Origin of the sequence: Salinicoccus sp. RF5, assembly GCF_020786625.1 — a bacterium.
Lineage (GTDB): Bacteria > Bacillota > Bacilli > Staphylococcales > Salinicoccaceae > Salinicoccus.
Genome location: NZ_JAJGRC010000004.1, coordinates 118,450 through 141,428, shown reverse-complemented (window position 1 = coordinate 141,428; position 22,979 = coordinate 118,450). Strand labels below are relative to the sequence as shown.

The following is a 22,979-nucleotide window of genomic DNA, read 5'->3' as shown; positions in this document are numbered from 1 at the left end:
CATCAGAAAGTTCATTGAAGCGCTACGAGCTGTCTGCGCTTCACTTTTTGGAATCCATATACCCATTGGATATACTTCTACTTTACACCCAGTCAGTGTACCGATTCAATTGAATATTCAAATTATATAAAAATTTATACGAAATAGTTACAGAATTGTTAACGCTTTCAACAATATAGGTAAGAAAACCGGAATGGGAAGTTCCGGTTTTCCAAAAATTTACTCGCCCGCTTCAAATGCAGGCTCCAAATGTCCTTCTTCACTCAATTCCATGAGGAAATCATGAACTTCCTGGGAAGTGAATGCCTCTTCTACAGCCTGAATCTCCTCGGAATCCTGATTGTCTTCACGCGCTACGAGCTGGATGGCGAACGTATTGTCCTCATCCTCCTCAAGCAGTACAGCATCTTCCGGTGTCAGATCGATGCTTGAAATGTACGTCGGATAGTTGAATACAAGCGGTACTCCGTCTTCATATGCACCAGTCAGGTTGAGCAGGTCGATATGTGTAAACTCAAGGTTCTTCGGGTTCTCTTCGATATCTTCCACTGTTGCGGTATGTTCTGCATCAGAAGCCAGGGTGATGATCCCCTGCTGATCGAGTATCATGAGCGCACGTGCTTCATTTGTGGCATCAGAAGGGATTGCCACCTCTGCGCCATCCTCCAGTTCCTCTATGGAATCATAGACAGGCGAATAGAAGCCGACGATTGCATTATATACGGGCTGAAGCGCAACGAGATTGCCATCGCGTTCTTCATTGAAGATTTCCATGAACGGTTCATGCTGTGCGAAGTTCGCATCGACTTCTTCATTCAGCAGAGCTTCGTTATACTGGATGTTGTCCGATACTTCAACCAGTTCTATTTCATACGGTTCTTCAATGACGTCGCCTGCAATTTCAACGACATCCGTCATCGGGGGCAGGTGGGAAGCCACCTGTACGACAGTCTTCTCCTCTGAACCATCGGAGCCGTTATCCTGCGACTCCTCTGTACCACTTTCTTCTCCTCCACACCCTGCAAGAATAAGGGCAAGGCCACTTAACAATAATCCTTTTTTAAACATATTGCTTCATCTCCTCTAGATTTTTCATTTTTTATCAAGTTGCCTGGCAATTCGGAGCCCAAACCATTGGGCCAGAATGACAAATATGATGATTACGACAATTGCGGTATACATGACATCCGTCTCATAGCGCTGATACCCATATCGGATCGCAAAGTCCCCGATGCCACCGCCTCCGACGACACCCATTATCGTGGAGTAGGATATGAAACTGACGAAAGCCGTGGTGAATCCGATGATGAGGGAACTTCGGGCTTCAACATAAAGGAACTTCCATACAAGCTGGGTCGTAGTCGCCCCCATCGATTCTGCCGTCTCCATCACACCTTTCGGCACATCGTGGAGGGACTGTTCGACAAAGCGTGCATACAGCGCAATCGCAATCAGCATCATCGGGAAGGATGCGGCTACAGGGTCTCCTGTTGCACGTCCATAGAAAAAGCGGATCAGCGGCTGCATGACGACGACAAGCAAAAGGAACGGGAAGGAGCGGACGATATTGACGAATACGCTCGCGACCTGATACAGGATTTTGTTATCCATGGGCTTGTTCCTGGATGTCAGGAACAGGAGTGTGCCGAGGGGCAGCCCCAGAAGGATTGCAGCCACCATGGCGAATACCATCATGATTCCGGTCTCATAAAGGCTTTCAAACAATCTTGGCGCATATTCGATGACACGATCGATATAGAGGCTCAGACTAATCACCTTTCAACACTTCCAATACACGTTCATGATAGGACTTGCCGGATCGTCCATCCTTCTCATGAACCACATCGATCGTATCGATCAGCCTGCCCTGGTCCAGTACAGCAGCACGATGGCACAGCGTTTTGATGACATTGAGCTCATGCGTGACGATGACGACGGTCATGCCATATTCATGCTGTGCCTTATGCAGTACGTCGACGATTTCATAGGTGGTATTCTCGTCCAGGGCGGAGGTTGGCTCATCACACAAAAGGATCTTGGGACGTGTAATCAGTGCCCGGGCGATGCCCACACGCTGCTTCTGACCGCCCGAGAGTTCGGCAGGGTAGCTGGATCTTTTATCGGCAAGGCCGGTGAAATCGAGCACTTCATCTAATGATAATGGGGTTTTATATTTATGTAATGTCAAAGGCAGCCGGATATTATCTTCGACCGTCCTGTTGCCCAATAGATTGAAGTGCTGGAAAATCATCCCGATGTCCTTCTGGTGGGTTCTCAGACGTTTCCCAGTCAGTTTCCCGACTTCCACACCGTCGACATATACGTCTCCCGAGTCCGGTGTCTCCAATGCATTGATGAAACGCATCAGTGTAGACTTGCCGGCACCGCTCTCGCCGATGATGCCGAATATCTCCTTCTCCTTGATGGAAAGGGTCACACCATCGACAGCTTTGAAGGAGCCGTCTTTACCTGTAAATGATTTTGATACCTCTGTCATTTCTATCAACTTAAGGACCTCCGTAATACAACCAACACAGGCATCATATCTGTCCAGATACCTCAAAAGCCAATGATATCATACCTCTGCATCCAAAGTGTCAGTCTATTGAAAATACCCCTCTAGAATAACATGTCCAAAGGGGTTAATCATCATAATAATCGTCGAATTCTATATAATAGTCGTCCTGATACTGCCTGTTATACTCCTGCAGTTCCTGTGCGAAAGCTTCTATGTCTGGAATATCTTCGAAATCGATGGAGAACCACAGCACTTTATCTACCGAGGCTGATTGTGCATCGATGGTGACGAGTGCACCTTCGTCATCATCCTCCACAAGTTGGATGACCTGATATTCGACAGGGCGGGCGCCTTCACTCGTCGTAACATGTATGAACTGACCGCCGACTTCAGCTGCAGCAAGGGCCTTGGCCTCCTCTTCTGTCATGAGCGCCTTTTCCCCGGAATCTTCAGGGCTTTCTTCAGCCTGCTCTTCAGCAACTTCCTCCCGGGGAAGTTCCCTTGATTTCATATCCGTGATACTGCCATCTTCTCGTTCCATCGTAATCTCATACTCGAAATTTTCATCTGATACCCGGACGATGTAGTGGTGATCCTTGATCTCGACCGCTTCAACCTCACCGCCATACCGCTCCATGACCATCGCTCTGACCTCATCTTCTCCAATGTCATCGGGCTTGGCCTGCAAAACTGCCGCCACAATGATCAGTATGACCAGTACAACTGCTCCAGCAGCAATTACCAGCCTAGTTTTCTTCCTCATCATTTCCCCCGCTTTCCATAGTCAGTCTGAAGGTCGTGCCAACGTCCACCTGGCTGTCGACGGAAATGTCAATGCCATTCAACTTTGCGAGTTCACGGGCTATCGACAGGCCGAGACCCGAGCCGCCGGTTTTTCTTGCCCGGGCCTTATCCACACGATAGAAGCGTGTGAAGATGTGATCGATATCCTCCTCGGGGATTCCGATGCCCCTGTCTTTTATCGTCACTTCAACCGACTGTCCATGATCTTGCACTTCGACTGCAATTGCATCCGAACTGTACTTATAGGCATTATCCATAAATATCTTCACTAGCTGGTCGAATGTATTCACATCAACATGGGCGAGGACCGATTCATTATCTGTACGTACATCAATCTCCCGCTGATAGACCGTCTCCAGCCGTGCCGCGATATCGCGGATCAGCTTGACGATGCGCGTCGGCTGCCGGGCTATCTCCTCTCTGCCTGTATTCACCTTGGCAAAGCTCAACAGCTGTTCCGTCAGATACTTCATCCTTCTTGCTTCATCACTGATGGCATGGATACTCTCGTCCAGCACATCCTCTCTGGTCTTGCCGAAACGTTTGAGCATTTCACTGTATGAGCTGATGACAGTAATCGGCGTCTTCAGCTCATGGGAGGCATTCATGATGAAGGCCTGCTGATTCTCATCATGGATCTTCAGCTCCTCCATCATATTATTGAAGGCTGCAGACAGTTCCTGAAGCTCCTTCGTGTCCTTTTGGTCGACTTCCAGCATTGAATACTTCGATGTGGTCTCTGTCCTGTTCATCCTGTCGACCAGCTTGTTGATCGGCCGGGTTATGAAGTTCGTGATGATCCTGTTCAACAGGAATATGACGATGAATATGATCGCCGTCGAGAGCAGCAGAATCCATCGCAGGATTTCAAAAGTTTCATGCAGGAACTGGACATTTTCATAGATCTGCAGGTCATATACCTCACCATTCTCCCAAATGATGGGCAGGGAGACCATCACAAAATGATGTGCCTCATGGTTCATCGCTTCTGCATACTGTGAGGTACTGTATGGCATGGATATGTTGGCATACTCCGCTTCCGTCGCAATCCTCACCACCGGATTGTTTTCGCTGTTGATGACCGTCATATAGCCATCCGAAAGCAGATGTGCCTGAAGTACAGCTTCAGCATTGATATCGTTATCATTGGCATTCTGGATTTCCTGCATGATGTTGAAGCCACGGTTTTCAAGCTGACCCATTTCTGCATTCAGCGAAAACTGCTTATATGAGTAATAGACGAACAGGTTGATGATGATGACCACAATAAGGGTCATGACGGTTGTATACAACTGGATTTTAGTTCCGAGTTTCATCACTTCAGTCCTTCACTATATAGCCAATACCCCTGACACTTGAAATGATGGAAGGGGATTCGCGATCGAGTTTCTTGCGCAAGTATCTGACATAGACATCGACAGTATTCGTATCACCATAATAGTCATAACCCCACACCGCCTCGATGATCTGCTCCCGTGATAATGCCTGGTTTTTATGTTCGACCAGAAAATGAAGCAGATCGTATTCCCTCTGGGTCAGATAGATCAGTTCATCATCTATATACACTTCACGGGCCATCGGCAGAATCTTCAGGTGCCTGTACTTCATTTCCTGGAAGTCGGCATTATTTGACAGGCTCCTCTGCTTCAGCTGCGCCCGGATGCGTGCAAGCAGTTCCTCGATTTCAAAAGGCTTGGTGACATAGTCGTTTGCCCCGGAGTCGAGACCACTCACTTTGTCCATCACTGCATCCCTTGCCGTAAGCATGATGATGCGTATTTCATCGTCCTTCTGACGGACACGGCGGAGCACTTCAAGCCCATTCAGTTCGGGAATCATGACATCCAGAAGAATCATGTCAAAAGATTCCGCTCCGTACTTTTCCATCGCCTCTTTTCCCGTGTAGGCGATTGCGACTTCGTACCCTTCATATTCCAGCTCCAACTGGATGACACGGGCAATCTTGTCATCGTCTTCGACAATCAGAATCTTTTCCATAACAGCACTCCCCATTACTTTGATGCACGATGATTACTATTACACCAAGTATAAAGCAAAATGTACTTATTTTCGTTATAGAATTATTAAAATTCAATTAAAAAACCCGGGAGAAGTCCTCCCGGGCCATCTGCCCTTCAATCACTCATCGATTTCGGTTACTTTCCCAGTACGTGCATCGATTTCCACTTCATACTCTTTTCCCTCTGTTTCCAGTTCCACTTCATATTCCTTGTCATCTTCATCAAAATCCCATTCCTTCACTTCACCGCCGACTTCATTCTGGGCGATCTTCAATGCCTCTGTGGAAGAAATGAGTCCATTTTCGGCAGACTGCTTAGGCTGGTCCTTTGCGGATTCTGAAGATGTTCCTTCGCCTCTGTCGTCATCATCCTCCCGGCCGTTGTCGTCACTATCGTCGTCCCGGTCATCATCATCCCGATCGAATGACTCTTCAAGAACTGTCAGATCGTTGGCATCGATATCGACGTCATATTCCTCATTGCCGTTTTCCAGCTCTATTTCATAGTAGTAGATGCCATCATCCTCTTCAAGCTCCACTCCCTGCACCTTGCCGTCAAAATTCTTCTTCGCCGCATCGACCGCTTCCTGCGTGCTCTTCTTTACATTGCCTTCAGCTTCAGTACTCATCACAGCAGTCGTACCTTCCGTATGATTGTCTTCCCAGTTCATATCCGTTTCCGCATTTGCACTTGAACACGCACCCAGTACGAGCGCCGATGCGATACTTCCAATCAGCAGATGATTTTTTTTGATTATCATTCATAACGCCTCCTTAATGTTTGTAACCTCATTATAGGAAGCCATCAATAGAGGACGGTTAACGAAAAATTAAAAGATGATTAAAGCACTCCTGGATTTCTTTTAATGAAACACTCCACCAGACATTTATACAAGCTCCAGCCTTTCCTTGTAGCATTTCCTGCAGACGGGCACATACTCCTCGTCTCCAATCTGTATCGTTTCGCCGATGTTGGTCGGCACGCCATTCAAAAGCCGCATATTGAGCGTCGCCTTCTTGTTGCAGAACTGGCAGATGGTCTTCAGTTCATCGATGGCATCACAGAGTTCCAGCAACACCTGGCTGCCTTCGAACAGCTGATTGCGGAAGTCCGTCTTCAGTCCGAAGCAGATGACTGGTATGTCCAGGTCGTCAGCGATGTCGCTCAGCCTATGGACATCGGCCCGGGAGAGGAACTGTGCCTCGTCCACTACTACCGCATGCACCTTATCCTGCTCGTGGATGGCTTTCACCTCTTCATAAACGGTGTCGGTAATATACTCGCATACCAGTTCAAGACCGATCCTCGATCTGATCCTTTTATGACCGCTCCGTGTATCTATAGGCGTGGAGTAGGCCAGGCACTGCTTGCCCTGGGTCGTATATTGGTGGTGTGTAGTGATGATCTGGTTGCTTTTGTTGCTCTGCATCGTTCCGTATCGATAATATAGTTTTGCCATGTGGATTCCAACTCCCTATATGTATTCCTACTATTTGAGTATGAATGGTTGACTTTAATCCTTTTCCTCTATAGTATTACTAATTATATTCTGACAATTAACCCCCTAGGAGTGATGAGATGGATTTCAGTATTCTGAACCAGAGCCCTGTGCTCGATGGCCATACAGTCGCAGCTTCCCTGAAGGATACCGTAGACCTTGCCATCCGGGCGGACAGCCTCGGATATCGGCGTTATTTTGTCGCCGAGCACCACAATGATGAGAACCTTGCGGGCACAGCACCGGAAATTATGATATCACACCTGCTCGCCCATACAGAACAGATGCATATCGGTTCCGGTGGAGTGATGCTTCAACATTATAACCCCTTTAAAGTCGCAGAACAATTCCAGCTTATGCAGCATTTGGGCTCCGGCCGTGTAGACCTGGGAGTCGGAAAAGCACCTGGCGGACTGCCGTTATCGACCCAGGCATTGCAGCATGGACTGCGCGAAGAGGCAATCTCCTTCGACAGGAAGTTCAAAGACCTCAAGCGCTTCCTGTCCCAGGAACCTCCGGAGGGATGGGACGGGTTGAAGACCTCTCCGGACACCTCCCATCCGCCGGATCTTTTTCTGCTCGGCTCGAGCCCCTCTTCAGCGAGGTTTGCAGCTGAGGAGGGCGCCCATTTCATCTATGCCCATTTCATCACCAATAACGAACGGCTGCTCGAAGAAAGCATCAGAGCTTTCCGGGAGTACAATGGAAGAGGCAGGTTCGTCGTCGCACTTTCCGTCCTCGTTACGGACGACCCCCACACACAGGAGAAAATCATCAGCCGGAACAGAATCTTCAAATTGACCTTCGAGGACGGTAGGGTGCTCCGCGTGGGGAGCGAGGACAAAGCGGATGAACTGCTTTCGACGACTTCTGGACAGGTGGATGTGGAAATCATCGAACCGCATATCGTCGCCGGAACTGCAGTGGAAGTACTCTCGACACTCGATGAAATGGCGTCCAAAACGGGAATCGGTGAACTGATGTTCCACCTGCCGACGCATGATGCAGCCCTACGGCATGAGACGGTTCAAGCACTGGCGCCCGTACATACAATACATGCTGCACAAAAATCCAATACACTTTAGACCCCCTCATGAACAGACGGCCTTGTCGGCCGTCTTTTATTTTTGACTAAAGAACTATGATATTCTATAATGTTCTAATCCTATCAATTCAATAAGAAAAGGAGTCTTATAGATGACCACAAGAGTTCAACCCGTAAATGAAGCAAGGGATCCGGTAAGACGTGATTCACTTGCTTTGAGTCCGCCCCAAAAAGCATTGGTTGGCGGCGGTATTGCAGTCAGTTTCATCTTATTTCTATACTTGGCGGCCACACAGTCGATGATGCAGCCCATGCTGATGATCATTGGCCTGCTGCTCGGTTTCACATTGTTCCATGCCCGATTCGGTTTCACTTCGGCCTTCAGGCGCATGATGTCGGTGGGCAATGGGCAGGCGATGCGTGCCCATATGCTGATGCTAGCTGTGGCCGTGACATTATTTGCACCCATTCTGGCCTTCGGCACCACCTTTTTCGGCGAGGCGGTTTCTGGCTATGTCTCCCCGGTCGGTGTAAGTCTGATCGTCGGCGCATTCATCTTCGGCATCGGCATGCAGCTCGGCGGCGGATGTGCCTCAGGCACGCTCTATGCCATCGGCGGCGGCCGTACCGTCATGTTCATCACGCTGATATTCTTTATTGTCGGTGCAACAGTGGGCGCATATCACCTGCCATTCTGGACAGAGGAGATGCCTTCTTTCGAACCCGTTTCACTCGCAACATCGACCGGTCTCGGCTACGGGGGCGCATGGATTGTATCCCTCATAATATTCGGCTTGATTGCACTGGCCACAATCATCATCGAAAAGAAGAGGAATGCACCAAAAATGGCACCCCTTCCTACTTCACGCGGATGGAAGCGTCTGGTCAGGGGCTCATGGCCACTGTTCGCTGCGGCCATCGCGCTTGCGGTACTCAACGCCCTGACACTGATGACACGGGGCCAGCCTTGGGGCATCACTTCAGCATTTGCACTTTGGGGCTCGAAGGTCGCCGGCTTCTTCGGCATCGATGTTGCAGAATGGGGATACTGGCAGGGAGCGAATGCAGCCGCACTCGAATCCTCCATATTCGCCGACACCACGACCGTACTCAACTTCGGCGTCATCCTGGGTGCATTCATTGCATCTGCAGCAGGCGGCCTGTTCAAATTCACGAAAATCACCTTGGGCAACTTTTCAGCCTCCGTCATTGGTGGGCTGTTGATGGGTTATGGTGCCCGTCTTGCATTCGGATGCAACATAGGCGCCTATTTCGGGGGCATCGCCTCCTTCAGCATGCATGGATACATCTGGGGCATACTGGCGCTTGCCGGTACATTCCTGGCGCTCTATCTTCGTCCACTTTTCGGACTTTCCGTGCCAAAATCCAATGATTCCGTATGCTGATATGAAGGCTGGGTGCGTCTTTAAAGATGCACCTTTTTTTTATCACATTCAACGTCTCCTGATGATTAGAAACAGCGCATTTAGGATAAAGTATATGGGATAATAACAATAAAGGGGAATGTCATAATGAGAAATCACACGCAACAGTATATAAACGGCGAATGGGTTGAAAGCGCAAGTGGAGAAACAATCGATGTCATAAATCCAGCAACCGGTGAAGCCTTCGGCAAGATCGCCAAGGGTAATGCTGAAGATGTAGATAAGGCCGTAGAAGCCGCGCACTCCGTCTACCTTGAATTCCGCCATACACCAGTGGAGGAAAGACGTGAAATGCTGGACAGGATTGTCGAGGAATACGAAAATCGTAAGGAAGACTTGATCGAGGCGATTACAGATGAGCTTGGTTCCCCGCTCGAGATGTCGGAAAAGACGCATTATCAGGCTGGACTCAACCACTTCACAGCCGCAAGGGATGCGCTTGATACATTCGAATTTGAAGAGCAGCGTGGTGATCATCTCGTAGTCAAGGAAGCGATCGGGGTTTCAGGACTCATCACTCCCTGGAACTTCCCGACGAACCAGACCGCATTGAAGCTGGCTGCTGCCTTTGCAGCAGGCAGCCCTGTAGTGATGAAACCTTCAGAGGAAACACCTTTTGCAGCCATCATCCTCGCTGAAATCTTCGAGGCTGCCGAGGTGCCGAAAGGCGTATTCAACCTCGTGAATGGAGATGGTGAAGGTGTAGGGAACCCGCTCAGTGAACATCCGAAAGTCCGTATGATGTCATTCACCGGCTCCGGTCCTACAGGCTCCAAAATTATGGAGAAGGCAAGCAGGGACTTCAAGAAGGTCTCCCTGGAACTCGGTGGAAAATCGCCGCTCATCATCCTCGAGGATGCGGATGTCGAAGAGGCTGCCAAAATCGCCGTCAAAAAGGTCGTCCATAATACCGGACAGGTATGCACGGCGGGCACCCGGACCCTGGTCCCGGAATCCATGAAGGAAGCATTCCTGGAAGCGGCCAAGAAGGAAATGGAACAGGTGAAAGTCGGAGACCCGCGTAAAGAGGGGACTGCTGTCGGCCCTCTCGTCAGCCGGAAACAGTTTGATACTGTGCAGTCCTATATTGAGAAGGGGACAGAGGAAGGTGCAACACTCTCCCATGGCGGCGCTGGTCAGCCGGATGGCCTCGACAAAGGGTTCTTCGTCAGACCGACCATCTTCTCTGATGTCAAAAATGACATGGTCATCGCCCAAGAGGAGATTTTCGGCCCTGTGATGTCCGTCATCACCTATAGGAATCTTGATGAAGCAATTGAGATTGCGAACGATACCAAATACGGTCTTGCCGGCTATGTCTTCGGTGAAGACATGGATACCCTTAAAGATGTCGCCCGCCGCATTGAAGCAGGTACAGTCGAAATCAATGGTGCAGGCGGACGTAAAGATCTGCCGTTTGGCGGCTATAAACAGTCAGGAATCGGACGCGAGTGGGGAGATTACGGCATCGAGGAGTTCCTCGAAGTCAAAGCGATCAAAGGCTATTTCAAATAAATTTTCAAAAGTACCCCAATCCTTCCCCGGATTGGGGTATACGTATATATAGAGGAAAAGGGGGAATATACTGTGAAAAAACTGATCAATGACAAAGAACGCTTCCTCTCGGATATGCTAGACGGTCTGAAACATCGTGATCCGGCAATCGAGGTGATTGAAGGAACGGTAGTCGTCAGGAAAGACAGGAAGAAGAAAGGGGTCGCTCTTGTTTCCGGGGGCGGTAGCGGTCATGAGCCCGCCCATGCCGGATATGTGGCGCAAGGTATGCTTGATGCTGCAGTCTGCGGCGAAGTATTCACCTCGCCGACGCCGGATAAGGTGCTTTCAGCAATAAAAGCCGTGGATAATGGTGATGGTGTCCTGCTCGTCATCAAGAACTACAGCGGTGATGTCATGAACTTCGAGATGGCCCAGGAAATGGCGGAAGCAGAAGGACACCGCGTCGCTTCAGTAGTTGTCAGGGATGATGTTGCGATCGATAATGAAGAGCAAAGACGGGGAGTGGCAGGGACTGTACTCGTCCATAAATACGCAGGATATCTCGCAGAGCAGGGTGTTCCACTCGATGACATCGTAAAGAAAGTACAGGAAATGATGACTTCACTCTATTCCATAGGTATGGCGCTCCACCCATGCCTTGTGCCGACGACCGGGGAGTATGGGTTTGACCTGTCGGAAGATGAAATGGAAATAGGAATCGGCATCCATGGGGAAAAAGGTATTTCCCGGGAAAAGTCCAAGACTGTCGACAAAATCGTCGATCGACTGCTCGATGAGCTGTTCAAGTACACCGACAGTTCCCAAATGATCCTTATGATCAATGGAATGGGAGCCACGCCGGAGAGCGAACTCAGCATCGTCACGAAGTATGTGATGGAGGCGATGAATCAGCGTGGGGTCAAAGTCTCCAAACTGCTGGTCGGTGACTATATGACAGCACTCGACATGCAGGGGTTCTCCCTGACCGTGCTTGAGGGAGAGGACGAAGTCATCACAGCAATCGAGGCAGATACAGGATCCAAGTATTTCTAATGGGAGGCGACCGAAATGAATGCCGAAAAGCTGCTTGAACAGATGCATGGGTTAAAATCCGTGTTTGATGAAAAGGAAGGCGAACTGACAGGACTGGATCGTGAAATCGGCGACGGGGACCACGGGGTCAATATGAAGCGTGGATTTTCAGCCGTAAATGAAAAGGTTGGGTCCGGTTCGACACAGGAAATACTGAAACAGACCGGGATGACGCTGATGAGCTCCATAGGTGGTGCAAGTGGACCACTCTATGGATTCAGCTTCGTTAAAATGAGTGAAGTGGCTAAAGAGGAAATTAATGGTGACAACCTGATTGAAATGTTGGAGGTGTTTGATAGGACCGTGGCTGAGAAGGGCAAGGTCGAAGGCGGCGAAAAGACGATGTATGATGTCATTTCAAAATCCGCGGACCTGCTCCGTGATAAAGGGTCACTCAGCCTGGAAGACCTCCAGCAACTGGCAGAGGAGACGAAGGATATGATTGCGACTAAAGGGCGTGCCGCCTACTTCAAGGAGAAGTCCAAAGGGACGATCGACCCCGGTGCGCAAAGTGCCGTCTATATCATCCATGCACTGGGAGCAGGTGTTGAAAAATGACCGAGATTCTTATCATCAGCCATAGCAGCGAAATTGCACAAGGTACCCGTGCGCTGGTTTCCCAGATGGCAGGGGACACCATCATCCACGCCTCCGGCGGGGTAGACGGGGGCATCGGCACCAATATCGACCAGATCAATGACATGATTGGAAAAGTAGGGGCGGATACCATCTGCTTCTACGATATCGGCTCCAGCAGAATGAACCTGGAAATGGCGGTTGAAATGTATGATGGAGAGCATAAATTGCACATATCGGAAGCTCCCATAGTCGAAGGTGCCTTTTTGGCTGCTGTTGAAAACAGTGTAGGCTCCTCTACGGAAGCTATCCTTGAAAAACTCGATACGATGAAGAAATGATCATGTAACCTCCTGCTTATTTAAAGCGGGAGGTTTTCATTTTCTGATCTCGTTAAAGATATGCTCAAAGTCCGATCTGTCAAAAATGACAGGCACAGGATACAGCGGGTTCGCTTCCCGATATGCTTTTTCTATCATACCTGGGATATCCTCATCTTTTATACCTTCCACTTTTTCAGGTATGCCCATCTTTTCACTCATTCTTCTGATTGCCGCAATGAACGCAGCAGCCTTAACCGCCTCTGTTTCTGTAGGGTGCCCGATTCCTGCAACATCCGCCAGGTCCGAGAGGGGCTTATACACTGCTGACCCGTAGTATTCAAGCACGTGGGGCATTATAACGGCGTTAGCCCACCCATGCGGCACGTTATAATGACCGCCCAGTGTATGGGCGACGGCATGGATGTTCCCTACATATCCACGGGTGAACGCCAGTCCCGCCTTAAAGGCTGCCTGCTGCATCTCACGCCTCGCCTTCAGGTCATGTCCGTTATTATGGGAGGCTTCAAGATTATTGAAGATGAGTCTCACCGCCTCCTTGGCATAGGATGCTGTTTCCTCCGTATTGCTTCTGCCGATATATGCTTCCACTGCATGAGTGAGCGCATCCATACCGGTCATTGCTGTAACTCCTTGAGGCAGATCCAGTGTCAGATAGGGATCGAGTACAGCCACATGAGGAATGAGGGAGGTGTCCATCAGGGCATATTTTTCATGGGTCTCCCTATCGGAGATGACCGCAGCCAATGTACCTTCACTTCCCGTTCCGGAAGTTGTCGGTACTGCAAAGAAAGGGGGCATATTTCTCCTCACCCTAAACGCGCCCCGCATGGCGGATATGCTTTTATCAGGCCTCGCGATCCTCGCACCCACACATTTCGCACAGTCCATCGCCGAACCGCCCCCAAAAGCTACTATCCCTTCAGATTTCGCTTCATTGTATTGCACGACGGCCGCTTCCACATTCTGAATGGTGGGATTGGCAAAAGTACCACTATAGACGGTACAGTGGATCCCCCTCATCTCCAACTGTTCCAGTATGACATCTGTGAGCCCCGCCTCCAATATACCCTTATCGGTGACCATAAACAGCCTGCTTATTCCAGCTGCACTGACGAGTGCCGGCAAACGGTCCAGGCTATGCACTCCTTCAACCACGAGGGGGGTCCTCCAAGATATATTTTTCATCGCGGCCTTCATGATTTTCTGATATCCCCTGTAGTAGAGCTCGCGCATATACTCTTCCTCCCCTTATTTTTCGAGATTCAATTTCACTCTGTTTTCCACATTATATCATCTGGATTTTGCATTCCTTCAAGCTTCTCTCTTCAAAAAAATAAAAAACACCCTATAGACGTTTTGTCTGCAGAGTGCCTGACATTTAATTGAAGTTATATTCTGTAACGATTGGCGCACGTTCCCCGGACAGGTCATTGAAGTATTCGAAGAAGCTGATGCCCAGGTAGCTGCCACTAATATTCATGACATTTCCAAAGCCATTGTTCTTCAGGATCCTAACGGCATTATAACTGCGTTGTCCTGTACGGCAATGCAGATATACCGGGATATCCTGGGGTATTTCGTCCATCCTGTTCCTGAGTTCCGACAGCGGGATGTTATGGGAGCCTTTCAGGTGCCCTGTTTCATATTCATTGGTTTCCCTCACATCTATGATATAGGCGTCTGCCTCGACAAGTTCACGCACCTTTGAAACAGGAACTTGTTCAAGATCGCCATTCAGGATGTTTTCCGCTGCGAGCCCAGCAACGTTGACGACGTCCTTGGCTGTACCGTGCATAGGGGAGTAGGCAAGTTCGAGGTTTTTGAGATCTTCGATCGTTCCATCCATTTTTATGAGTGTTGCGATGACATCAATCCGCTTGTCTACATTTCCTTTTCCGACAGCCTGGGCGCCAAGTACTTTTTTTGACTGCTTATCGAACAGAAGTTTGAAATGCATCGGGTGACTGTTCGGCATGAGACCAACCTTATCCTGTGGAATGACATAGACCGTACCGTAGTCTACTCCGAAAGCGACCGCCAGCTTTTCATTCAGGCCGGTGGACGCTGCATTGTAATCGAACACCTTGACTACACTGGTGCCGATGACCGGCGTTTCTGCGCCACCCCTGCCGAAGATGTCATTCGCTACAGTGCGTGCCTGCCTCTGTGCCGGGCCGGCGAGAGCCAGCCGCGTCGCTGCACCGGTAATTTTGTGGGTGACTTCGATGGCATCACCGATGGCATATATATTTTCATCTGAAGTACGGTAGTGGGTATCCACTTTGATGCCCCCCGTTTTTCCGATTTCAAGGCCTGCCTGTGAAACAAGCTTCGTTTCAGGTGCAACGCCGATGGCCATGATAACCATATCGGTATCCAGGGCATTGCCGTCACTGAATTTGATGCTGGCATCTTCTATTCCTGCAACGGCAGTATTCACTCTCAAGTCCACCCCATTGTCATGCAGTGATTTATGGATGATCTGGACCATATCGTAATCGAATGGGGCCATGACCTGGTTCTGTGCTTCGATCAGCGATACTTTAGTGCCCCGTTCTACAAGATTCTCTGCAACTTCCAGACCGATGAATCCACCTCCGACGATCGACACATGTTCTACGTCGTTCTCACCGATGTATGAATCTATCTTTCTTATGTCTGCGACATTGCGCAGGGAGAATACATGGGCCTTTTCGATGCCAGTGATGCTTGGTGGCATAATCGGCTTTGCCCCAGGGGAGAGTATCAGCTTATCGTATGATTCTTCATACGTTTCACCGCTGCTCAGATCCTTCACAACAACTTTGCTGTTTTCCCTATCAATCTCCATCACTTCATTCAATGTTCTGACATCTATATTATATTGGTTCAAAATTTCTCTTCAGACATGACAAGCAGTTTGTTGCTGTCATCCACTACATCGCTCAAATAGTAGGGCAGGGAGCAGTTCGAATAGGAGACATGTTCTCCACGCTCAAACATGATGATTTCTGCAGACTCGTCCATCCTTCTGATTCGTGTAGCGGCTGTGGCGCCTCCGGCTACTCCTCCAACAATTGCAATTTTCATTCAATCGTCCTCCTATGCTTTGTTGACTTAATTTTATACCCCTCAGGGTATATAGTCAATGTGAAAATTTTAACATTTATGAACAAATAGTGACACGAGGCATGCGTTAAAAAAGCCAACCCCCGAGGGATTGGCTACTGTTTAACGTTATTCATCTTCAAAGTTTCCTCAAGACGGAATCGGGCAAGCAGTCCTGCTATGAATGGTATCAACGCCACCAGTCCGATCGCCCATGTCACACCCATGAAGTCTGCAATCACACCAGCAAGGAGCGCACCGAAAGCGTATCCGCTGTCCCTCCAGAAGCGGTATACACCCATCGACGATGCCCGCCATCCTGGAGCGGCAACATCACTGATGGCTGCCTGCAGGGTGGGGTAGACCATGGCCGTACCGATTCCGAGTACTATGGCACCTGCCATCCATAGGGGATAGCTTCCCACAGCCAGAATGAACCACAACGCGGCTGCCTGAGTCCACATCCCATAGGTGATGAGCTTCTTGCGTCCCAGCTTGTCGCTCAATGCCCCGGTAAAAAGCTGGAAAATGCCCCAGGCGGCAGGATATACAGCTACTATCGTCCCGATCTGTGTGACACTCAAGCCAACAGTCGTGAAGTAGAGGGGGAAGAGCCCCCATGCCATACCATCCTTCAGGTTGGTGGACATGCCTGCAAAACTTGCAGTTGAAAGATTGCGGTCCTGCCAGGTAGTCTTCTGGAAGACTTCTTTGGCCGACAGGTCGTTCTTTTCCCCCTTGGCGGCCGCCATCTGCACTTTCAGATGTCCCTCCGTATCTTTTATGATCAAGGACAGGAGCAGACCGATGATGCCAATTGCAATGCCGATATAGAAAGGTTCAGGCCGCAGTGAATAGGTGGACGCTACGTAGCCGGAGACCGCCGCCAGTACAGCCACCCCGGAATATCCTGCAAATTCATTCAGCCCTACCGCCGTGCCCCTCTGGTCTGCCTTAGACAAATCGATCTTCATGTTCACTGTCATCGACCAGGCGAGCCCCTGATTGATGCCGAGCAGGACATTGGCCAGCACAATCACCCACCAGGCGTGTGCAAAGATGATCAGTACCGGCACGAACAGGCCGATTACCCATCCTGCCAGCAGCATTTTCTTCCTTCCATATCTGTCTGCTATGCTCCCGGCAAAATAATTGATGACCGCCTTGGAAAAGCCGAAGCTGATGATGAAGCTCAGTGCAGCGCTTGTGGAGGCAAGCCCGAACTCCTCTTCCCCAAGGAGGGGCAGCACTGTCCTTTCTATCCCCACCATGGAACCGACGAACAGATTCGCCACTACAAGGAGTATAAATTGGGCAAGATTGTTTTGTATGCCTACTTTTGGCTGGTTCATCCCGTCTTCTCCCCCAACTACAAAATTTTATGCCTAATTATGATGAAAATTATTATCATCTTCAGCAGTTCATGTAAAAGATGCTGACTCAAGGAATCCTGCATCGGAAAAGACCGCCTTTTGTGAAGTTGTAATCATCCTATTAATTTGTTATTATAAATAACGTTGTGCTCAAAATCACTTTTTACACTGCACCTGCAAAAAATACTTACTATACAAATTATACATTTCAAAGGAGGACTTTTGTCCGATGGAAAATCCTACACAACCAAGCGGTAGAAAATTATCAAAAGTATTCATCTATGCTTCCATAATCGTGGGAATCATGGTGGTCCTCGGTGCCGTTTTCCCGGACCGGTTTGGCCAGGTCACCGGCAATGTCGGTTCATGGGTCATTGAATACTTCGGCTGGTACTATCTGATCATCACCACATTGATGGTCTTCTTCTGCATCTTCCTCGTCTTCAGCCCGATCGGTAAATTGAAACTCGGCAAACCGTACCATAAGCCGGAATTCCGGACCATCTCATGGCTCGCCATGCTGTTCAGTGCCGGAATGGGGATTGGTCTCGTATTCTACGGTGCAGCGGAACCGATCCAGCACTATATGGGGCCGCCGACGGCCGACCCTGAAACGGATGCCGCCATGGTGGAGGCGTTGCGTTCAACCTTCTTCCACTACGGTTTCCACGCATGGGCGATGTACGGCGTCGTTGCCCTCGCCCTCGCATATTCACAGTTCAGGAAAGGCGAGGTCGGTCTTCTTTCCAAGACGCTTCGACCGATACTTGGTGATCGTGTCGATGGTCCGATCGGCATTGCTGTCGACGTACTTTCCGTGTTCGCAACCATCATCGGTGTCGCCGTATCCCTTGGTGTCGGCACACTGCAGATCAATGGTGGATTGAACTACCTCTTTGGTCTGCCCATCAACATCATGGTCCAGGGCATCATCATAGCAGTCGTTACATTCCTGTTCCTGATCAGTGCGTGGAGCGGACTGAGCAAGGGAATCCAGTACTTGAGCAACCTGAACATGGGGCTTGCAGGTATTCTTCTCATTGCTGTACTCATCCTCGGTCCGACGATGATGATCCTCAACATGATGAATACATCGACAGGTGCCATGCTCGATACATTCCTTTATAACAGCCTTGATGTCGCGCCCCTGAACCAGCAGAAGAGCGAGTGGCTCGAAGTATGGACCATCTACTACTGGGGCTGGTGGATGAGCTGGAGTCCTTTCGTCGGTATATTCATAGCAAGGGTCTCCCGTGGTCGTTCAGTGCGTGAATTCGTACTGGCGGTACTGCTTGTACCGACACTCGTCAGCATCGTATGGTTCAGCGTCTTCGGTGTCACAGGCATCGAAGTCGGGAAGACTGTACCAGCCATCTTCGACATGAATGCGGAAACGATGCTGTTCGGTATATTCAATGAGCTGCCGCTGAGCATGGTGCTCTCAGTCATTGCACTGCTGCTCGTTTCATCATTCTTTGTGACTTCCGCCGACTCAGCTACGTATGTACTCGGCATGCAGACGGCATTCGGTTCCCTGCAGCCATCCAACAAGATAAAGATCGTATGGGGAATCGCCCTGTCTTCCATCGCCTTCGTACTGCTGCTGTCAGGCGGAGATACAGGACTTGCCGCACTCCAATCGGCAGCGATCATTTCAGCCTTCCCGTTCAGTTTCATCATCATCTCGATGATGGTGTCCTTCTATAAGGATGCGAATGAAGAGCGTAAATACCTCGGTCTTTCCATAACACCGAACAGGCAGCGCATGAAGGACTATATAGAGAAGTCCAAGCGTGAACGCGCGGAAGAGATAAAAGCCGAGCAGGAAGCCGGCCATGAGCATCAATAGCTTCCTGAACCAGCACCGGATATCCATCCGGTGCTTTTTGTCTATCTGCACCTTATCATTTTACAAACCATGTCATCATAACTGATAATGGTATACAATCAAGTGATATAATGTAACATTTTTTTCACAGAAACCTGAATGGATTCCAGCACCCCGCAATGCGGGGCCCAAAGGATGGTCACCGCCCCCTTCCCTCACATTTATGGCCGGCATCGCCAATTGCTCTGGGAATTTAAAGCTGTATGCCCTTTTCAGTGATGTCCTCTTCATCATCATCCAAATTTTTAATCACCCCCTGCTGAAGAATCTGCACTGGCTAAGAATGGAGAGGGCCCAAAAGAAAGGAGCAGAGGAATGAACGAAAAAATAGACTTAAGAAGCCAACGGAAAAATGAACACGTCAGACATGCCCTCGACCAGCCGTCACAGCCAGGCATGTCCGACTTCGAAAAAATCCGCTTCGTCCACCAGTCCATCCCCTCCGTAAATATGGAAGAGGTTGACCTTTCCACCCGTATCGGCCCTTTTGAGGTTTCACGCCCCCTCTACATTAATGCAATGACCGGGGGAAGTGAATGGACCCGCGAAATCAACCGGAAACTGGCGGAAGTAGCCCGGGCTACCGGACTCCCCATGGCAGTTGGATCCATTCACGCAGCCTTGAAGCACCCTGAGCTTTCGGATTCCTTTACCATTGTCCGGGACAGACATCCCGATGGCATCGTCTTCGCCAACGTGGGTGCAGATGTCTCTTTGGAAGGGGCAAAACGCGCCGTGGAGATGCTCCGGGCGGATGCTCTGCAGATACACATCAATGCACCCCAGGAGCTCATCATGCCTGAAGGCGACCGCAACTTCAAATCATGGCGGGCCAATATCGAAAGTATCGTTGAACATGCCGGGGTACCTGTAATAGTGAAGGAAGTCGGCTTCGGCATGAGCAGTGAGACACTCCAGATACTGAAGGATATTGGTGTAAAATATGCCGATGTGAGCGGCAGGGGCGGCACCAATTTCGCTTCCATAGAAAATACCCGACGTGAGAAGGCTGACATGGCCTACATGAGCGACTGGGGCCTTTCCACGCCCATTTCCCTCCTTGAAGCACAGCCTTTTCTTGAAGATATGGATATCCTGGCAAGCGGAGGCATCAAAACGCCCCTCGATGCCATGAAATGTCTGGCACTCGGGGCGAAAGCCATCGGCATGTCGCGCCTTATGCTGGAACAGGTGGAACACCATGGCATCGAAGCAGCCATCGAACATGTCGAGCAGTTCCACCATCAGATGTGTAAGATATCCATAATGATCAATGCGCAGAATATCGAAGAAATTTCCAGCCGGCCCATTGTCCTGAGTCCAGAGATCATATCATGGCAGAGACAGCGTTCGCTGGATAAGTGAGGAATAGAAAATGACAAAAAAAATTACAGTAATAGGAGCGGGCGTTGCCGGCCTCGCCAGTGCAATACGCCTGCAGAATGAAGGCTACGAAGTCACCATCCTGGAAAAAGGTACAGCGCCGGGAGGCAAGATGAACCGCATCGACCTCGATGGCTATAAATTCGACCTCGGACCGACCATCGTCATGATGCCGGAGTTGTACAGGGAAGTCTTTGAACTTGCAGGACGCGACCCGGAAGACTACATCCCAATGCAGCGTCTCGATCCGATGTACAGCGGTTACTTTGATAACGGTCAAAAGCAGTATCAGGTGACGAATGACCTTGTCAGGAACATAGAAATGTTCGAGGAGATCAGTGATGAGGATGCTGAAGGTTTCATGAGATACTTGAGCGACCTTTACCATCGCTTCAATATCGCCAAAAAGCACTTTCTCCAGCGCCCCTTCAGGAATAAGAAAGACTTCTATAATCCCTTCATGATCGGACAGGGCATGAAGCTCAAAACATTGAACAATGCTGAGAATCTGATGAAGAAATACATCAAGGACAAGCGCATGAGACAGATGATCAGCTTCCAGACCCTCTATATCGGCATCTCCCCCTTCAAAGGGCCTTCGCTCTATACGATCATTCCAATGATAGAGTTCCTCTATGGCGTGTGGTTCATCAAAGGCGGCATGCGTACGATGGCCTCCGGCATGGAGCGCCTATTCAAGGAGATGGGCGGTAAAATCGAATATGGGACCAGCGTGGACCATATCGTCATAGAAGACAAAGAGGCAGTGGGTGTATCGGCAGAGGGGCGCTTCATGCCTTCAGACTATGTCATGTGCAATGCCGATTTCCCCTATGCAATGAAGCACCTGGTCAGGGAACCGGAGCATAAAGGGAAGTATCAGGATGAGAAAATCGATAGGATGGACTACTCCTGCTCCTGTTTCGTACTCTACCTGGGTATGGACAGGAAGTACCCCGAAATCGACAATGTACACAACTTCGTATTTTCTGAAGATCTTGATGCAAACATCAACGGCATCTTTGACGGGGAAATGCTCGAGGATCCTTCCCTCTATATGTATATCGCTTCAAAAATGGATGAATCCCTTGCACCGGAAGGTAAAGACGGCCTCTACATCCTCATGCCCGTCTCAGACACATCCACGATGGAATATGAATGGACCGATGAAGTATCCAGAATGTACCGGGACAAGATCATCCGTAAGATCAGTATGCTGCCGGGCATGGAGAATTTCGAGCAGGAGATCATTTCCGAAACGATGATGACACCCTTGGAGTTCGAAGGGCGCTTCAATGCATATAACGGAGCAACATTCGGCCTCAGGCCTACACTCACACAGAGCAATCATCTGAGACCGCAAAGCAAGGCGACACATTGCGAGAATCTTTATTTCACTGGAAGCAGTACACACCCGGGTGCAGGTGTGCCGATTGTTCTCCTGTCTTCCAAGATTGCGGTCGAAGAGCTGCTGAAAGACGATAACCACCGATAGGAGATGTCGATATGACCAATGATTACACCTTCTCGCTCGAGAATGACTACAAACATTGCCAATCTTTGATCAGACAGCACTCCAAAAGTTTCTATTACGCCTTTTCCAGCCTGCCTGAACCGGATGCCAACGCCGTATACGCCATCTATGCTTTCTGCAGGATCGCCGATGACGCAATAGATCAGGCAGAGGACATGAAGGCCCGGGTCGCCAATCTCAGAAGACTCGAGGCGGAGCTTGATGCATTTGTTGCAGGAGACACCCCCGAGGCTTCAATGTGGCGTGCACTCAAGGATGTGACCGCCCGTTATGAAATTGATTCCTCCATGCTCTATGCCCAGATCAAAGGCCAGGAGATGGACATCCACTTCGAACAGCCCGAAAGCATGGACGACCTCATTCACTACAGCAATCATGTTGCAGGTTCTGTCGGGAGGCTGCTGCTTCCGATTTTAAGTGATGACCTGTCCCAGGATCGGAAGCGGAGTGCAGAGAAACTTGGTGTCGCCATGCAGATCACCAACATCCTCCGGGACATTGGTGAGGATATCAGGGAACATGGACGCATATATGTACCCGAAACCCTTCTTGACCGGTATGGTTGTCCCGTGTCACAACTCGAAAAAGGGACGATCGACGATGCCTTCATAAATATGTGGGAGCATCTCGCAGTTGAGGCGGAAACGCTCTATGACGACTTCAGGGAGGAAGTCATACATTACAAGCAGGAGGCGAGGCTCCCGCTTCTCGTCTCACTCTCAGTCTATCGCGAAATACTGAATGAGGTGAGGAGCAACGGTTATGACTGCTTCACAAAACGCAATGCCGTGCCCATGACACGTAAAATGAAGATCAGGAATGAGGAAAGCCGGTTTCTCAAAAATCTTAAGGATATATAGGAAGGGAGGGACAG

At 49.6% G+C, this 22,979-nt stretch carries 22 protein-coding genes; 10 read left to right on the top strand and 12 right to left on the bottom strand.

The annotated features are described in order from the left end of the window. Positions 1–219: 219 nt before the first annotated feature. The 8 genes from LLU09_RS11550 to LLU09_RS11515 all read right to left on the bottom strand — a co-directional run bounded on the left by LLU09_RS11550 (position 220) and on the right by LLU09_RS11515 (position 6,802). Positions 220–1,068: a MetQ/NlpA family ABC transporter substrate-binding protein gene (locus LLU09_RS11550; RefSeq protein WP_228311857.1), complete on the bottom strand. Its 849-nt coding sequence runs from the start codon at positions 1,066–1,068 to the stop codon at positions 220–222. Between the two features lie 24 nt (positions 1,069–1,092). Further along, the gene (locus LLU09_RS11545; RefSeq protein ID WP_255620964.1) at positions 1,093–1,767 is read right to left on the bottom strand and encodes a methionine ABC transporter permease; all 675 of its coding nucleotides are present in this window, start codon (positions 1,765–1,767) and stop codon (positions 1,093–1,095) included. 1 nt (position 1,768) lies between these two features. Then, positions 1,769–2,497, bottom strand: a complete 729-nt coding sequence (locus tag LLU09_RS11540) for a methionine ABC transporter ATP-binding protein (RefSeq protein WP_228312034.1) — start codon at positions 2,495–2,497, stop codon at positions 1,769–1,771. A gap of 145 nt (positions 2,498–2,642) precedes the next feature. Next, entirely contained in the window at positions 2,643–3,281 is a 639-nt protein-coding gene (locus LLU09_RS11535) for a hypothetical protein (RefSeq protein WP_228311855.1), read from the bottom strand. Continuing rightward, positions 3,265–4,638, bottom strand: a complete 1,374-nt coding sequence (locus LLU09_RS11530) for a sensor histidine kinase (RefSeq protein ID WP_228311854.1) — start codon at positions 4,636–4,638, stop codon at positions 3,265–3,267. Before LLU09_RS11530 ends, LLU09_RS11535 begins: the two co-directional genes overlap by 17 nt. A 4-nt stretch (positions 4,639–4,642) precedes the next feature. Next, entirely contained in the window at positions 4,643–5,320 is a 678-nt protein-coding gene (locus LLU09_RS11525) for a response regulator transcription factor (protein ID WP_040105425.1), read from the bottom strand. A 141-nt stretch (positions 5,321–5,461) separates the two neighbouring features. Further along, the gene (locus LLU09_RS11520) at positions 5,462–6,103 is read right to left on the bottom strand and encodes a PepSY domain-containing protein (RefSeq protein ID WP_228311853.1); all 642 of its coding nucleotides are present in this window, start codon (positions 6,101–6,103) and stop codon (positions 5,462–5,464) included. 126 nt (positions 6,104–6,229) lie between these two features. Continuing rightward, a complete protein-coding gene (locus LLU09_RS11515; protein WP_175288236.1) occupies positions 6,230–6,802 on the bottom strand; it encodes a thymidine kinase in 573 nt (190 codons plus the stop codon). 119 nt (positions 6,803–6,921) lie between these two features. Here LLU09_RS11515 and LLU09_RS11510 point away from each other — a divergent pair, with 119 nt between their 5' ends. The 6 genes from LLU09_RS11510 (at position 6,922) to dhaM (ending at position 12,837) form a co-directional block, all read left to right on the top strand. Then, complete coding sequence (locus tag LLU09_RS11510) at positions 6,922–7,926, top strand: MsnO8 family LLM class oxidoreductase (RefSeq protein WP_228311852.1); 1,005 nt, start codon at positions 6,922–6,924, stop codon at positions 7,924–7,926. A 112-nt stretch (positions 7,927–8,038) separates the two neighbouring features. Further along, entirely contained in the window at positions 8,039–9,292 is a 1,254-nt protein-coding gene (locus tag LLU09_RS11505; protein WP_094907151.1) for a YeeE/YedE family protein, read from the top strand. 126 nt (positions 9,293–9,418) lie between these two features. Beyond that, complete coding sequence (locus LLU09_RS11500; protein WP_228311851.1) at positions 9,419–10,846, top strand: aldehyde dehydrogenase family protein; 1,428 nt, start codon at positions 9,419–9,421, stop codon at positions 10,844–10,846. Between the two features lie 72 nt (positions 10,847–10,918). Next, positions 10,919–11,881, top strand: coding sequence for a dihydroxyacetone kinase subunit DhaK (gene dhaK / locus LLU09_RS11495; RefSeq protein ID WP_228311850.1), 963 nt, complete (start codon positions 10,919–10,921; stop codon positions 11,879–11,881). A gap of 15 nt (positions 11,882–11,896) precedes the next feature. Beyond that, positions 11,897–12,478 carry a dihydroxyacetone kinase subunit DhaL gene (dhaL, locus tag LLU09_RS11490; protein ID WP_124011343.1) on the top strand — a complete coding sequence of 194 codons (582 nt, stop codon included), beginning with the start codon at positions 11,897–11,899 and terminating at the stop codon, positions 12,476–12,478. Beyond that, positions 12,475–12,837: a dihydroxyacetone kinase phosphoryl donor subunit DhaM gene (gene dhaM, locus LLU09_RS11485; protein WP_228311849.1), complete on the top strand. Its 363-nt coding sequence runs from the start codon at positions 12,475–12,477 to the stop codon at positions 12,835–12,837. The genes dhaL and dhaM overlap by 4 nt, the downstream gene beginning before the upstream one ends. A 36-nt stretch (positions 12,838–12,873) precedes the next feature. Here dhaM and LLU09_RS11480 read toward each other — a convergent pair whose 3' ends face one another. From LLU09_RS11480 to LLU09_RS11470, 4 genes are all read right to left on the bottom strand, one after another. Continuing rightward, positions 12,874–13,995 carry an iron-containing alcohol dehydrogenase gene (locus LLU09_RS11480; protein ID WP_370632520.1) on the bottom strand — a complete coding sequence of 374 codons (1,122 nt, stop codon included), beginning with the start codon at positions 13,993–13,995 and terminating at the stop codon, positions 12,874–12,876. Positions 13,996–14,218: 223 nt separating this feature from the next. Further along, complete coding sequence (locus LLU09_RS11475; protein WP_370632518.1) at positions 14,219–15,712, bottom strand: FAD-dependent oxidoreductase; 1,494 nt, start codon at positions 15,710–15,712, stop codon at positions 14,219–14,221. Continuing rightward, positions 15,709–15,909, bottom strand: coding sequence for an FAD-dependent oxidoreductase (locus LLU09_RS12710; protein ID WP_370632516.1), 201 nt, complete (start codon positions 15,907–15,909; stop codon positions 15,709–15,711). Before LLU09_RS12710 ends, LLU09_RS11475 begins: the two co-directional genes overlap by 4 nt. 134 nt (positions 15,910–16,043) lie before the next feature. Next, positions 16,044–17,279, bottom strand: coding sequence for an MFS transporter (locus LLU09_RS11470; protein ID WP_228311847.1), 1,236 nt, complete (start codon positions 17,277–17,279; stop codon positions 16,044–16,046). Positions 17,280–17,529: 250 nt separating this feature from the next. Between LLU09_RS11470 and LLU09_RS11465 the strand changes: the two genes are divergently transcribed. The 4 genes from LLU09_RS11465 to LLU09_RS11450 all read left to right on the top strand — a co-directional run bounded on the left by LLU09_RS11465 (position 17,530) and on the right by LLU09_RS11450 (position 22,965). Next, positions 17,530–19,149 (top strand): BCCT family transporter, encoded by a 1,620-nt coding sequence (locus tag LLU09_RS11465; protein ID WP_228311846.1) that lies wholly within the window; start codon positions 17,530–17,532, stop codon positions 19,147–19,149. A 354-nt stretch (positions 19,150–19,503) separates the two neighbouring features. Further along, complete coding sequence (gene fni, locus LLU09_RS11460; RefSeq protein WP_228311845.1) at positions 19,504–20,553, top strand: type 2 isopentenyl-diphosphate Delta-isomerase; 1,050 nt, start codon at positions 19,504–19,506, stop codon at positions 20,551–20,553. A 10-nt stretch (positions 20,554–20,563) separates the two neighbouring features. Further along, positions 20,564–22,066 carry a phytoene desaturase family protein gene (locus LLU09_RS11455; protein ID WP_228311844.1) on the top strand — a complete coding sequence of 501 codons (1,503 nt, stop codon included), beginning with the start codon at positions 20,564–20,566 and terminating at the stop codon, positions 22,064–22,066. A gap of 11 nt (positions 22,067–22,077) precedes the next feature. Further along, positions 22,078–22,965, top strand: coding sequence for a phytoene/squalene synthase family protein (locus LLU09_RS11450; RefSeq protein ID WP_228311843.1), 888 nt, complete (start codon positions 22,078–22,080; stop codon positions 22,963–22,965). Positions 22,966–22,979 lie beyond the last annotated feature (14 nt).

Coding starts and splice junctions, on each gene's coding strand:
- LLU09_RS11550 (WP_228311857.1), bottom strand. CDS start 1,068: ATGTTTAAAAAAGGATTATTGTTAAGTGGCCTTGCCCTTATTCTTGCA.
- LLU09_RS11540 (WP_228312034.1), bottom strand. CDS start 2,497: ATGACAGAGGTATCAAAATCATTTACAGGTAAAGACGGCTCCTTCAAA.
- LLU09_RS11535 (WP_228311855.1), bottom strand. CDS start 3,281: ATGAGGAAGAAAACTAGGCTGGTAATTGCTGCTGGAGCAGTTGTACTG.
- LLU09_RS11530 (WP_228311854.1), bottom strand. CDS start 4,638: ATGAAACTCGGAACTAAAATCCAGTTGTATACAACCGTCATGACCCTT.
- LLU09_RS11525 (WP_040105425.1), bottom strand. CDS start 5,320: ATGGAAAAGATTCTGATTGTCGAAGACGATGACAAGATTGCCCGTGTC.
- LLU09_RS11520 (WP_228311853.1), bottom strand. CDS start 6,103: ATGATAATCAAAAAAAATCATCTGCTGATTGGAAGTATCGCATCGGCG.
- LLU09_RS11515 (WP_175288236.1), bottom strand. CDS start 6,802: ATGGCAAAACTATATTATCGATACGGAACGATGCAGAGCAACAAAAGC.
- LLU09_RS11510 (WP_228311852.1), top strand. CDS start 6,922: ATGGATTTCAGTATTCTGAACCAGAGCCCTGTGCTCGATGGCCATACA.
- LLU09_RS11505 (WP_094907151.1), top strand. CDS start 8,039: ATGACCACAAGAGTTCAACCCGTAAATGAAGCAAGGGATCCGGTAAGA.
- LLU09_RS11500 (WP_228311851.1), top strand. CDS start 9,419: ATGAGAAATCACACGCAACAGTATATAAACGGCGAATGGGTTGAAAGC.
- dhaL (WP_124011343.1), top strand. CDS start 11,897: ATGAATGCCGAAAAGCTGCTTGAACAGATGCATGGGTTAAAATCCGTG.
- dhaM (WP_228311849.1), top strand. CDS start 12,475: ATGACCGAGATTCTTATCATCAGCCATAGCAGCGAAATTGCACAAGGT.
- LLU09_RS12710 (WP_370632516.1), bottom strand. CDS start 15,909: ATGAAAATTGCAATTGTTGGAGGAGTAGCCGGAGGCGCCACAGCCGCT.
- LLU09_RS11470 (WP_228311847.1), bottom strand. CDS start 17,279: ATGAACCAGCCAAAAGTAGGCATACAAAACAATCTTGCCCAATTTATA.
- LLU09_RS11465 (WP_228311846.1), top strand. CDS start 17,530: ATGGAAAATCCTACACAACCAAGCGGTAGAAAATTATCAAAAGTATTC.
- fni (WP_228311845.1), top strand. CDS start 19,504: ATGAACGAAAAAATAGACTTAAGAAGCCAACGGAAAAATGAACACGTC.
- LLU09_RS11455 (WP_228311844.1), top strand. CDS start 20,564: ATGACAAAAAAAATTACAGTAATAGGAGCGGGCGTTGCCGGCCTCGCC.
- LLU09_RS11450 (WP_228311843.1), top strand. CDS start 22,078: ATGACCAATGATTACACCTTCTCGCTCGAGAATGACTACAAACATTGC.